The sequence below is a fragment of the Polystyrenella longa genome (assembly GCF_007750395.1).
GTDB lineage: Bacteria > Planctomycetota > Planctomycetia > Planctomycetales > Planctomycetaceae > Polystyrenella > Polystyrenella longa.
Genome location: NZ_CP036281.1, coordinates 5,738,452 through 5,754,027 on the forward strand (window position 1 = coordinate 5,738,452; position 15,576 = coordinate 5,754,027).

Annotated in this window: 1 protein-coding gene (only partly in view); it reads left to right on the forward strand. The window is 51.3% G+C overall.

All coding sequences use genetic code 11. The annotated features are described in order from the left end of the window. Window positions 1-15,576, forward strand: the 5' portion of a protein-coding gene (locus Pla110_RS20995; RefSeq protein ID WP_144998924.1) for a putative Ig domain-containing protein. It continues 11,646 nt past the right edge of the window; the window shows 15,576 of its 27,222 coding nt (coding positions 1-15,576); its start codon is at window positions 1-3; the stop codon falls past the right edge of the window.

The window sequence follows — 15,576 nt, forward strand, 5'->3', positions numbered from 1 at the left end:
ATGAAGCCATTCTTCTGGTTCGAATCATTGCGTAACAAGCTTAGAAACAACACTGAAAAGCGAAAAGTACTTAAGAGACACCGTGTTGATCACAAGCAGATTCCTGCTTCTGTCGAAAGCTTAGAGGAGCGACTGCTGCTGTCTGTTACCACGACAGATATTGATCCGAATCCAGCGGACACTTCGACTTCTGCAACGTCGAATGTCTCTCCAGAATCGATTGACCTGCAGCTTCTTCTGAACCAATCGATAACGGAAACTGTAACGCTCACATTGCCCACGGGGGGAATTGGGGAAGAAGATCCACAGGTTCCAACGGCGGATGTTATTTTTGTTGTCGACGAATCAGCTTCGATGGGAGGAGAGCATTCGTGGATCTCTGAAATGGTTCTGGACTTAGAGACCGCTTTGGAAGACCAGGGAATCTTTAATAATCGATTCGCCTTAGTTGGATATCTCGACAAGGGAAGCGTGTTCAACATGGCTCCCTCAGTTGATCAGATCTCGATTTATGATGAATCGGGAGCAATTGTCGATAAAGGTACTGTCAAAAGAGAATACAGGGATGACGGTTCGGGAAATGTCGGGTATGTACGGGCAGAGTTCAACCTTCCTGCTGACGGAACATACTACGCTGTTCTTAATACCCAGCAGTTGGATTTATTAGGTGAAGTGTCAATTGAAGCGGAGAATTACAAAACAGCCACAACCGGTTCGTTGGGAGACACTTGGACGGTTGAAGACAACTACGTCGCTTCAAGTGGTCAGCAAATCGCGTCAGGTCCGGATAATGGAACATCGTATGGTTCGGGGTCGGTGAACAATGCCCCGCGATTAGATTATGATATTAATTTTGATGAAGCAGATTCCTACTACGTCTGGATACGCGGAGAACGACCTGACACGAATGGCGATCAGATCCATTTTGGGCTGAACGGATCACGAATCAGCAGTATCAATAGTTTCAACTTTTGGGAAAATAATCTGGGGTGGGCAGAAGCCGGAACACGGATCACGGTTCCTTCCACGGGAATCCATACATTAAATTTATGGATGGGCGAAGATGGGATCAACATTGATAAGATCGTGCTGACTAAAGATCCTAACTTTAACCCAACTGGTCAAGGACCAAGTGAGTCGGTACAGGATCAGAACGGTGTGTTTCTGCAAAACACGAGTTCACACGAGTATGGCTTCTATCTTGAAGATAACTCTGCGGCCATTACCAATGCGGCATTGAGTTTTGATACGGCGTATCAAGGTGTAACGACAAAGGCAGGGATCGATCACACTTACTCATTCACTACTGGGTCCACAACCGATCTTCTTTTCGAGCCGCTCTCAAACGACGAGAACTATGAATGGTCGTTGAGTGGCCCCAGCGGTGAGATTGTGGCAGACAAAGGGTTCAATTTAGCCGACACTTTACTTTCAGCAACGGCATCCGGAACCTATACATTAACGATTCGAGCAACAGGACCAACAAATGGCCCTTACGGTTTCAGGCTGGTTGACCTCACGACTCCCGCTTCGCTGACTACAGGCACCACGACGACAGCAACGCTTGATCCCGTTGCAGAGTCTAAAGTCTACTCCTTAGCGATGGTAGCAGGGAGTCAGTATTACTTTAATGAAACTGGTTGGGATGGCACTGCGAATGCGCGCTGGAGATTGGTGGATGACAATGGCGCAGTCTTATTTGATTCAAGCTTAAGTGATGATCACGATCTGATCACAGCAACCAGCACCGCGACGCATTATTTAATCGTTGAAGGTGACATTCATGAAACAGCCTCAACCGCACGAAGTTTCACGTTTACTGTTGAGGACCTCGGTTCTGTTTCCAGCGCGACTCAAGCGTTAACCTTGGGAACGGCCATCAACAGTTCACTCACCCAGATTGGAGAACAGGCGCATTATACATTTACGTTAGCAAGTGATGCTCTTCTTTATTTTGATTCCCTTACTAACTCAACGTACCTGAATTGGTCATTGACTGGCCCTAGCGGTGAGATTGTTGTTAATCAGGATTTCACTGGCGGCAATCAAGTCCTGAATCTGTCGAGCGGAAACTATACCTTAACAGTCGATGGTACCGAAACGGCAATCGGGAGTTTCCATTTCAACTTACAGAGTTTGTCGACACTTGCGACCACAATGACGCCCGGAATCGCCGTTACTGACACGTTAGATCCCGAAACAGAATCGCATGTTTATCAGTTCAGCGCTGCAACGGGGGGAATGTACTCGTTTGATAGTCAGAGCTGGACCGGTTCAGCCAATGCGAGTTGGAAACTCGTTGACCCCTACGGAAACATTCTTTTCGACGAAACGCTCGATACCGATGTAAGTACGCTTCACTTCCATGAAGGAGGAACGTACTCATTGATCGTTGAAGGAGACGAAGCAGAAACCAGCACAACTCCAGGATACACGATTAATATTGTCGCACATGGAACAGACACTTCCACACCGGCCCCACTCGATCTATCTCAGGTCGTAAGTGGTGACATTAGCGCGAGCAATGAACAAGACACCTTCACTTTTACTGTTGCATCAGCGGGCCTGTTTGCCTTTGATGCTCTCACAGACAACGGTCCTGTGCGTTGGTCTTTAACCGGATCGACTAGTGGTACAGTGGTGTCGAACCGTTTGTTCTCTGCTTCAAACGGAAAGAATGTCTCTGATGCCAATGCGACCCTGAATCTTGCGGCCGAAACATACACCTTAACGATTGATGCTGACACAGACGTGACAGGAGACTACGCGTTCGCGCTGATTGATTTGGGGGCATCGGCGACCACATTGACTGCGGGAACGGCCCTAAATCCGCGATTCAACTCGCACGCCATCAAACCTTACAAGTTCACAGCGACCGCAAATGATCGATTGCATCTTCTACTCAACAACTGGACCGGAACAACGGAATCGCAATGGCGTGTTGTCGATGACGCAGGGACCGTGGTGGCTTCCGCCGATTTGAACCAGGGAACGGGGGCAATCACACTGACTGCGGGCGGAACGTATTACTTACTGCTTGAGGGGGATCAATCGGAAACGGTTTTGAACAGCAGTGTCAATGTTGAGATAGAACTCGAAGAAGTTACCACAAGCGCTACGCTTGTTATGAGTACTCCAACGACGGGAAACATCGCTAGCGTTGGAGACAAACACGAATACACATTCACCGGCACCGAAGGCGATACAGTCTTAGTCGACTTCACTTCTGCCGCGACGACCGACCACCAGATAACTCTTCGTGGACCCAACGGCGAAACACTGTTTGTGAGTAACAGTCATCCGGCTAATGTTGGTATCCAGGTTACCGATCTGGAATTGAGTGAAACCGGTACGTATCAACTCGTCATCAGTGCTGAAGATAGTTCGACAGGTGCGTATGAGTTTCAAGTATCAGTGCGTGACGACCTGCAAATGGACCACGAGGTTAAAGGCGTTTACGATTCGTTCTACACACGTGAAGTCTTTAAATTCAACGGACTGGAAGGGCAGTCGATCCAACTCAAAATGGATGCCTGGGGAACGGCTGCAGACTTTGGCTACGCTGCCAAGCGGCTGTCAACTTTAGGTGGAGACGAGGATGGGTATAACGCCATTGAACTCGGGCTCAATTTACTGGATTTCCGTGAAGATGCCTCAAAGCATATTATTCTGATTACGGATGAAGACCGCGACAACTTTGACAACAATCTCACGGCGAGTACCCTTCAAGCTGATTTGGAAGCTCAGGGAATTAATCTGCATTCAATTCTAAATATGCAGATAGATTCGACAGATCAAGTCGATCTGGCTCTTGGAGTGAATGGTGATTCCCCCGATTCCAGAGCCTATTTCCCAGACGGAAATGGGGGTTACATATCTGAACCGAGTGGCGGAGTTACATTTAATCGCTATTCATCCCCTTCCTATGAATACACCAGTAATGTCGATACGCAAGTCGATTACATCAACCCCACACTGGCTGTTGAAGGAACAATATGGGACTTGCGTCAACTCCGTTCAGGAGGAACCTTGGGAACCACATTCGCCACGGCCTTGTCGTTTCAGGAGGCGTTTGTTGATGTAATCACTGAGGAAGTCGCCGATCATTATTATTCGCTTGCACTCTCTAAATCAGGCGTCGACTTTGCTTTTAGCGCAGCAACCTTCACTGAAGAAACGGTCTCATTTGATGTCACTTTCACTGAAAATGGGGCGTCGCATATCTTTGACTTGCAGTTCATTCAAAGTGGTGACACGGCCAACCCGTTTGGCTCGTTGCCCGTTTCACTGACCTCTAATTACGTCAAGTTGGCAGAAGAGGCTGACTTCAATACAGCTTATTCCGACACCTTTACGCTCGACAGCGGAACAAATGCACTGGCTCTGAGGTTTAATAACCTGAACTTTGATACGTCGACAGTAGATGAAATCAACGATGCGTTCGAGTTGGCGTTAGTTGATTCAAATGGTGACCCTGTCGTAGGCACGATTTTACAGAATCGGGATGCCTTCTTTAATTACACCGAAGGAGAAACACCCAATTATGGTAACGGGGTCTTATTCGAAACAGATATCTCGAACAGTTTTTCTACGGTCACGGTTGATGTTTCGCACCTGACTGCAGGAACATCCCTAACCCTGATCGCACGACTGGTTAACGATGACAACGACAGCACCACCTCTGTGATCATCGATCCTCGTTTGCTTCAATTAGATGTTTCGCCAGTTGTAAATCCAACGACGACATCACCCACCGAAGCCAATAATACTCCTCAGACCATTTATCCTGCACGGATGGAAGATGTCACCGACTTGACAACTTCCTCGTATCGGGCGACTTCATTCAATGAAGAGACCGACGTACTCTACAGTGCAGTCGAAATCGAAAATACGTCGGCCGAAATATTACGCGGCCCAATCCTGATCGGCGTACAAAATATTTCAAATGTAAATGTATCACTGACCAATATTGATGGCACGCTTCCTGATGGAACACCTTATTACGACATCTCACATCTGTTGACTGGAGATGTGTGGGATCCAACCGAAGTTTTAAGTGGGTTCTCTTTACAGTTTACTAATTCAAATCAGGTTCAATTCGATTTCGATCTCGTAGTCTACGCTGACTACATGGAAACGATCACCGGTGCACCAACTGTCAATGAAGGATCGACATACACCCTCAATCTTGCAGTGAGCGACTTTAATGTGAGTTCCTGGGTGATCGACTGGGGTGACGGAGGGAGCTCGACGATCACGGGCGGCACACTCACCGCGACGCATACCTATGCAGACGGACCCAACAATTACACGATTACGAGTACCGCGTCAGACGGAACATTGATAGTTGACACCAATGACCTGTCGGTCGCTGTGGCCAATGTCGACCCAGTATTGACCATCAGTGGAGCCCAGTCTGTCGTTCAAGACTCAACTTATCCTCTCGGCTTAAGTGTTACGGATCCGGGCGACGACACTCTCACTGAATGGGTAATCGACTGGGGAGACGGGACTTCACCGCAGACGATTCCTGGCACTTCGCTGGCTGTGGATCATGTTTTCACCTCACCAGGAGCCTATACGATCACGGCAACTGCCTCCGATGAAGACGGAACCTACTCTTCGAATTCCCTGATTGTTCAGGTTGGCGAAGTCTTTCTGATTGAGAATAGTCATTTTGTTGTTGAGCACCGTTACGAGTTTACGTTGGATGAATCGACTGCAGCCGTTGAAGTTCAAACTTATGATCTTTTCTTTGACACGAATGATCTCATTTCGATCAATGATGCATTCGAGTTGGCGTTGGTGGATAGTGAAGGCGACTCTGTTGTGGGAACGATCATTGCAGGACGCGATGCGTTTTATAATCAAACCGAAGGAGAACTTCGACGTTTAGGCGGAGGAGCACATTACAATGCGGGAACTGGAGCGGTGACTATCGATGTCAGTCATCTCGCGGTGGGCACAGAACTTACCTTGATCGCTCGCCTCGTGAACAACGATGATGACACGACGACATCGGTAGGGCTTGGTGAAGACCTGACATTTCTCACAGTTTCCCCCGTCGTAGGCCCAACGACGACGACTCCTATTCCTGTTGAAACTCTCAGTCAAGCTATCAACCTGAATGAACTAGACGATGTCACTAACAGCATTGGGGTTGCTTACACCGTTACTTCATTCAATGAAGAAACCGACCGATTGACAACCGGAATTCAACTGACCAATGAGGGTACCTATTCGGTGCGTGGGCCGCTTTTGATGGGGATTAATGGGATCACCGCTGCTCACGTTCGTCTGGAAAATGCGGATGTCGTTGGTCCAGACGGAACACGATATTATGACCTCAGTCAGTATCTGTTTGATGAACAGGATTCCTGGTTTGAACCGAGTGAGACAACAACTGAAGAAATATTCCTGACTTTCTTCAACCCTAACCACAACCAGTTTGATTACGACATCGTTGTTCTGGCGAAGCTGAATTCGGCGCCACTCTTCACAACAAGCCCGGTTGTCGAGGTGATTGCAGGCGAAGATTACAGTTACGATTCTGATGCGGTTGATCCAGAAGAAGATGAGGTGACTTATAGCCTCGTTTCCGGGCCGACTGGTTTGACCATTGATGAGACCACTGGGATTGTTTCTTGGACGACTTCGCTTACCGATGCAAATTCAATCGAATCGGTTGTGATCCAAGCTCAAGATCCTTACGCGGGAACAACAACTCAGGAATTCTCGATTCATGTTCGTGATACAGTTGCGAATCGCCCTCCCCGTTTCACTTCGATTCCGGTACTTGATGCATATGTGGGCCTGGAATACACTTACCAGGCAACAGCTGATGACCCTGACGGGGATTCCCTTGTGTTTGCAGGTTACGAGATTCCCGGTGGTGATTTCACCGTAGGAACTAATGGGGCCGTTATCTGGACTCCAACGCCGGATGATATCGATCAGTATTTTGATGTTGAATTACAGGTAGACGATGGGAATGGAGGCTCGGCCCGTCAAGCTTATCAGATCCTGGTGCACGCCAACCCGGCCAACCATGATCCGATCATTGTCAGCGACCCTCAGACGGAACATCGACTTCCCGCTCCAAGGAATGCGGCGACGGGGACCGTGTCTCCCGAACTGATTAGCTTATTGCTCGAAGAAGGGGAAACGAGCATCGAGCCCGTTTTCTATACGTCACCGGTCGGGGAACTGAGCCAGGCGACTGACGTTGTGTTCATCGTTGATGAATCGGGATCGATGACCGACGAACACGATTGGTTGGGGGAAATGATCAACCAGCTGGATAGTCATTTAAATTCCGAAGGAATTTCCCCCAATTACTACGGTTTAGTTGGTTACCTCGGAACGGGGCGCGCCATCACCAATGAAGAGCCATACCGAATTCGCATTTATGACAACAACAATGTCCTGGTTCAGGATCTCGACATTAATGCGTCATATTTGTCACCTGATATCGTCCTGCCCACCGACGGCATTTATACCATCGTAGTAGACACGGAGGGCGCCGCGGGGCTCACCAATACAAACTTTATCCTGACCAGCATCACTGACGAGCCGGTCACCACCTCCGGACTTGATACGACCTACAGTGGTTCCATTACCGGAGTGGAAACGGTCACCGTCAATTTCGCCGCGTCCGCCGGACAGGAAATCTTCATCGATACAACGGACGTTGATGACAGCATCGTGCTGTACGACATCGTCCATGAATCGGGTAAAATCGCGATGGCCGATCAGGACGCGTCGGTCGATAGTGGTGTCTTCAGCATTCCTCGCTCTGGCAACTACACCCTGACACTGAAAACGTCCGATGGAACCAGTACGGGTGACTACGCGTTCCGACTGGTGGACCTGACGAACGCTTCCACGATTGATACCAGTTGGTCCGCGGGGACGCTGTCGGGAACGCTCGAGACCGGCTATGAAGCCGAATACTATCAGTTTGCGGGCGAAGTGGGCGACTTCCTGCAGCTCGATTCCCGATCGACGGGTGCAGACACCGCCGACATTACGTTGATCAGCCCCAGCGGGTCGATTTTGCTCGATGGCGTGGACGCTAACAGCGATGCGGGGCTGACCATTCTTCCGGAAGAAGGGACCTACCTGGTCGTCGTTTCGAATAGCTCCGCAGTGTCGGCCAGTTATGAATTCAAATTAAATGACCTAAGCACGGTCCCCACGATCGATTTTAACACAACGATTACAGGTACGTTCGATACCGTTGCCAGCACGAACATCGTGAAGTTCGACGCGAGTGCCGAGGAACTGATTGACTTCGACGTCACTGCAAGAACGGGGGCTGCGAATGCGACGTGGGAACTCCTCTCACCTTATGGAGCGTCTCTCTTCTCCGGAGAGTTCAGCTCGGCAAGCACTTCCGATCAGACCGTCTTCGCAACGCATGACGGCACCTACTATTTGTTGCTCAAGAGCTCTCCGCTGGACGCGGCCGGGGGCACCTATGACTTCCAGATGACGACTCAGTCGGTCACTTCGACTGGAATGAGCCTCGGCACACTGGTCAGCGACACAATCAGCGCCCCGGGCGAATACGACCTACACACTTTCACCCTGTCGGAAACCAAGCTCGTCTATTTTGATTCCCGCACGAATGATCCCTTACTCAACTGGAGTCTCACCGGCCCTGGGGGAACGATTGTGGATCGCGTGCGACTGTCGGAAGCGGACGGAAAGTATCTCCCGAACGATGAAGCGGCCCTGGAATTAACGGCGGGCACGTATGTCGTCAAAATCGCCGGCAACGGTTATTCAACCGGTGACTATGAGTTCAACCTGGTCGATCTCCATACGGCAAACAGCGCCGTATTCAATGAAAATACGTACCTGACCCTCTCTCCCGGAGACAGGTCTGCTTTCCGGAAGTTTTCCGCAACCGCGGGCGACAAACTTCTCTTCGAATCCATCTCAGCGACCGCCAATCGTGGCTACTGGCGATTGATTGACCCCAACGGAGAGGTCGTATTTACTCGCAAAGGGGAAGCGCACGGTGGCTATCACGAACTCACCGAGACCGGCATCTACACTGTCCTGATTGAAGGACGAGGCAGCAACACGGTCAACTTTAACTTCAACTTCAAGATCACGCCCATCTACATGCAGGGGACGCCATTGACCTTGGGCGCGACGACATCCGGGGCAATCTCCGTGAGTGGTGAACACGACATCTACACCTTCACCCTCACTCAGGATGCGCTCGCTCATTTTGACCCCCTGACAGCAGATACGAGTCTGGAATGGACGTTGTTCGGCCCGAACGGAATCGTCAATAACCAATCGTACAACTTTGCTGCCTACGATGACGACTATCACCAACATGAGAGTGAAGTCAACAGCAAGGTCCTCCTCGATTTGTTACCCGGCAACTATACCTTAATGATAAAAGATGCGGGCTCGGGCACTCCCTCTTATAGTTTCGCGCTGCGTGATCTGTGGTCCGAAACGATCAGCTCCGCCACTGTCGATGGCCAGACTATCAATGGGACACTGGACCCGGGCAACGGTACCGACTTCTACAAAATCAGTGCCACGGCGGGTGACCGGCTCGATTTCGTCAACAGCGGGGACTTTTACGATTACATTCGGCTGCTCGATCCGGATGGGAATATCGTTGTCGATACGAACGCCAATGCAGACTTCCTGTACACGGCAGAGAAGACAGGCGACTACCTCTACCTGCTCGAAGGGGATGCTTACAACAGTGCAACTGTCTCCTATTCGTTTTCCGTCGATTTGTATGTGCCACCCGGACCGGGTGGAGGCGGGTCGCCCACCGTCACGACTTCGTCGCTGACGTTAGACACCAATGTGTCCGATTCAGTCGCCACAGACGAAGTCAATGAATACACCTTCACCTTGGGCGGCGCGAAGTCTCTCTACTTCGATGCCCGCACTTCATCTGCTGATTTGAGCTGGACACTGAGTTCGACGAACGGGGGTGACATCGTCATCAATCGCTCGTTCAACCAGAGCAACGCGGACGACATCTCCGGACTTGATGTTATGCTGAATCTCCCGGCGGACGATTATACCTTGACGATTTCGAACAGCGGCTCATCCACACTCACCTATGATTTCGGCTTGCTCGATCTCGCGAGTGCGACGTCGCACGACATCAACTCTTCCAGCCACGTAGAATACGATCTCTCAACCGGTTATTCGACCGATATTTTTTCCTTCAGCGCGACAGCCGGGGATATCTTCACTTTCTCAAGCCAGGATCCCGGTGGGGGTGGGACGCTCGATGACGGATTATTGCGTGTCGTCGAACCGAATGGAAACGTTGTTCTAGAGGTGAATTACGACAGCAGCCATACCGGGTTTGTGGCGGAAACCACTGGTACCTATTACATCCTCTTCGAAGGAGATGACAGCAACGACGAAACGTACGAACTCACCGCCTATAAAACCGGTACCGGAGGGACGGTTCCCAGCCCGACCTCAATCACGGTTGGACAAAATATCGACAGCACTATCTCGGTCGCTAACGAGCAGGACTATTACGAATTCACGTTGGCCAATGATAGCCTGATTTATTTCGACTCCTTCTCAAACACCTCCTCCATCCGTTGGGATCTCGCGAGCGGTTCCGGACTGACTCTCGATAACTTCAATTACTTCTCCGGTTCGGATGCCAATAATGTCAGCGACGCAGAAGTTGTCCGCTCGCTGAAGGCGGGAACTTATCGGATCAAGGTCTTCGGTTCCGGCAGTTCCACCGGTGACTACTCCTTCACCCTGAAAGCCCTGAGTTCAGGGACTTCCACGTCCGTCGACACCGATGTCACCGGTCTGCTCGATCCGGCCAACAGTACAAATATTTACCAATTCAGCGGCACGGCGGGGGATCGTCTCCTCTTTGATGCTCAGGTGATCGGAGCACCAACGGGAGGCAAATGGCGATTGATCGATCCGGATGGAGCCGTTCTGTTCAACACCAATCGAACTGCCGACTTAGGGGTGGTGGAGCTTAGCAAGACCGGGACGTTCTATCTGCTGATTGAAGGGGCCGTCAACAATTCACCGACTGGTACAGCCACCTACGAATTTCGAATTCAATCCGAGGTGATTCAGACAACAGCGCTGACGCTGGGAACGACGGTCTCCGATGCGATCTCGCAGATCGGTCAGAAGAACGAGTACACCTTCACACTGAACTCTCGCACGAGTCTCTACTTCGACACGTTGACCGAGAACGAACAGCTCTACTGGAAACTTACCGGACCCAAAGGTGAAATCGTTCCGCTCACAACGTTTTCGTATGAAGATGATTATCACGGGGACCCCGAATACGATAACCGAAATCTGGTAATCGACCACACGCAGGTGAAACCTGGGGATTACACGCTGTCAGTTCAAGGGACTTCATCCGGGAATCAGTATTCTACTGGAAATTACAGTTTCAAGCTGTCTGATTTGAGTGATTCGAGTTCATCTACTGTCATTTTACCCGGCACCCAGGTGGACCAGACTGCGAGTCCCTCCCCTGCGAACGGGACCGACATTTACCGGTTCGATGTTCAGGCAGGTGAGTTGTTCCACTTCGATTCGGTATCGGTTACAGGGGATACGAATGGTTTCTGGCGACTGATCGAGCCTTATGGAACGGAAGTCTTCGAGCTATCTCGAAATGTCGACGATGGCAGCGCTGCGGATCCGATCATTTTGTCGATTCCGGGAACGTACTACCTGCTCGTCGAAGGTCAGGCGGCAGATACGGTTGCGACCGATTACAGCTTCAATGTCAAACGGATCGCCGAGCCACAACTGCAACCTTCGCGGGACGCACTCAGCCTAAACCTGGATCAGGAGATCAGTGGTACGATTGACCAGGCCAGCGAACCGGTTATTTACTCTTTCAGTGGCACGAAAGGGCAGCGGCTCTTCTACGACGGACTTTCCGGTAACAGCACGTATTTGCGGGCCAAACTTGTACAACCGAATGGCCAGAACCTGTTTGACGTTCCGGCAAATGATGATTCCGGCACGTTCACGCTGACTCACACAGGTGAATATGAGCTCATTATTCACAGCACCGGTAGTACGGGGGCGTTCAGCTTCCGCATGGTTGGCATCGACAACACGGAAATCGCCACGTTCGATCAAGAGAACGTCAACTCCATATCTCAACAGAACAAGAGCAATACATTTGTAGTGAATGGACTGGAAGGGGATCAGTTCCGCATCACGCCCGGATTCAATTTCTATATGGGCGATGCGCTCGACTTCCAGGATCGAACCGATGACCTGAACACCGGCGGAGGTGTCGAAGATGGATACGCGGCGATCGATTTCGCTTTGACGAATTTCCCCTTCCGTCCGGGAGCGGCTGTCAATCTGGTGCTGGTGACTGATGAAGACCGGGACCCATTCGATGTATCTCTCTCTTACAGCAGCATCCTCGCTGATCTGGAAGCCCGAGGCGCGGTCCTGCATAGCGTCGTTAAACACAACTTTTCGACAAGTCCGTATACGGGAGCCGTCATCGGCGTGGATAACGAAGGTATGGCTTATATCGCCGACGGGTCGGGCGGATTCACGACGACCTCCGGGGGAACGGCCACCAGTGGTTATGGAACCACCAAGGCGGATTACATTGATCTCTCCTGGGACAACTCGGGCGTCGCCTGGAATCTCGACATCCTCCGCAGCGGAGGCAACTCGGCGACGTCATTCACCGCCGCCTTCACCGAAATCCTGGCCGACGAAATTACCGATCAACTGGCGATCGAAGTAATTCCGTCCATCGAAGGGGTAACGATCAACAACCTGACTGGCGTCATCGAGTCGGTCCTCGCAGGCGAAACGGTCTCCTTTGATGTTGAATTCACCGGAACCACCGAGGCACAAAGTTTCGATTTGCTCATCGTACGCAAGAACGATCATGATTACGTCCTCGCATCAATCCCGGTGCAGATCAACACGCAGTACTACTACAATGTTGATGCAATCGATCCGGATGCCGACATCCTGAGTTATGAATTGACGGGAGAAACTCACGGAGCGGAAATTGATGCGGACAGCGGAGTCCTCGTCTGGGAACCAACGGCTGAGGGCGTTTATGAATTTGCCGTCCTTGTCACGGACGGCAACGGTGGCAAAGACACGCAGACCTGGACGGTGACGGTTGGGAACAGCCAGGAGGAAAACACGGCCCCCATTATTCTTGAAGCACCTGCCCTTACTGCCAATCCGGGAGAAAGTTTCCAATACCAGGTTTTGGCGGAAGATGCGGATGGAGACACAATCTCTTACCTTACGCAGGGAGTCCCTCCCGAGGGCCTTACGATCGATTCCCACACCGGACTCGTTGAGTGGACCCCCACCATTCCCGGTGAATACGAATTTGGTTTGCGGGTTTCCGATCGACGTGGTGGTGTCGATGTCGAGACCTTTACGATCACGGTCAATGAATATCCGCCTGCCAACCGGCGACCGATCATCACTTCGACCCCGCACTATTCGGGTGTTTCAAACGAACTTTATCGCTACGATGCAGCCGCCATTGATTACGACTTCGAACCAATCCGCTTCGAGTTGGTTGCCGGTCCGGCGGGAATGACGATCGACGAACAAACAGGAGTGCTGGTCTGGAATCCCAGAGATAAAGATCTAGGTTACATCCCCGTCGGGATCAAAGTCATCGACACGCAAGGGGGATTCGATACGCAGTACTTCGAAATCGTTATTCACTCCCTCAATGAGCCCCCTGAATTTGTCTCCGAGCCGAGTCCGGCGATGGGTGTGAACCAGCCCTGGAGTTATCAGTCCGAGGCAGTCGATCCGAACGGCGACGTCCTCGCATACTCGCTCCTGCAGGGGCCCGCTGGCATGACCGTTTCCAGCGATGGACTCGTGAATTGGACACCGACCACCGAAGGATCTTACCGCGTCAGAATCCAAGCCGACGACCAGCGCGGCGGAACTGCGTATCAGGAATTCACTTTAACGATTACCGACAATTCACCCACGTCGATCACATCGACACCCGAATACTACACTTACATTAACGAAGATTACACATACGAAATTACGGTCGATGACCCTGATGTAGGGGACACGGTCACGATTTCCCTAGATGACGAATCGCTCGCACGCGGCATGACGCTGACCGGCTCAACGCTCAGTTGGACACCGGATGTCTTAGGGCAGTTCGAGGTGCGGATCACGGCTACTGATCAGGATGGTGCCGGCCAGGCTCAAGTCTATCATCTGCATGTCGTGGAAGAAGTGATTCGCAGTCAACCGCCTATCTTCGACTCCAGCCCTACCGGCCCGGCGGTCGTTGACGAGGAATGGACCTACGAAATCGAAGTGACCGATCCGGATGGGGACGAAGTTATTCTCTCCCTGGTTTCGGGAAGCTTTCCGGTGGGCATGTCGCTAAACGGCACAACCGTAAGTTGGACACCTTCAGCGGTATCAGCTGGTGAGCTCGTTTCCATCCAAGCCGAAGATCCCCACGGTTCCGCCACCATTCAGACGTTCGAACTCCCGGTCGTCTCCACTCCGGAAGTTAACAATGCCCCGGTCATCACGTCGATTCCGAACGTATCGACTCCCGTCGAAGAAGAATACCGGTATCAGATCGAAGCGTATGACCCGAACGGAGATCCGCTCAGTTATTCCTTCTCTGTGACGGACCGCGTCGCTTCGTCGATTGGCAGCAGTTTGATCGATGGTTCGATTACAGACAGCAGTCTCAGTGGTGGCGAAGCGACCTTTTCGATCACCGGTCCAACCAATGTTGTCGAAGGAACCGATGATGCGACCTTTACACTCAGTTATACAGGATTGTTGAATGAAGGCCAAACGGCCTCTGTCGACTTGGCTCACGTACTCGACTCGACCGATGCGAGCGACTATTCGAATTCACTGCAGGCGGCCATCAATGACGCCATTTCCGGGGAGTCCTTGATCTCCTTCGATGGCACGACCTTGACTTTCACCGGAGCCTCCGAGGATCCATTGCCGGGCAGTTCTGAGGGTTACGCCGGCGCGGCAACATCAATCACTTCCAGTTTTACCAACTGGAGTTCTCCGACCAACGCCACCGGCGATTCGACCGGCAGTCCGGCATCGATTTCGCTGAATTCGAATCAGCCCAGTGAAGCGCTCGCTGTAACCGATTATGGATTGAACATCCCGGCCAATGCCACCATCACCGGCATTCAATTGACGCTGGTCACCACCGGCTCCGAGGAAACCGGCTGGGAAGATATTGCTCTGACTAAAAATGGTACGTCAGGAGTTTCCTACAAAAACTCCGGTAGTTCCGGGGCATGGGACGGAGGCTCAATCGTCTACGGAGGATCGACGGACCTCTGGGGAACGACCTGGACTCCGGCCGAAATCAACTCAACGAATTTCGGTTCCCTGATCGTCGTCGAACGATATTCCGGGACTGACAGTTTTTATGTCTATTCTGCCGAGATCGAAGTCTTCTATGAAACACCTACCATACCCCAGATAACCACAACAGATATCGATTTTACCCTCGACATCGCTGATGACGCCACCACAGAGGGGAATGAGCAGTTC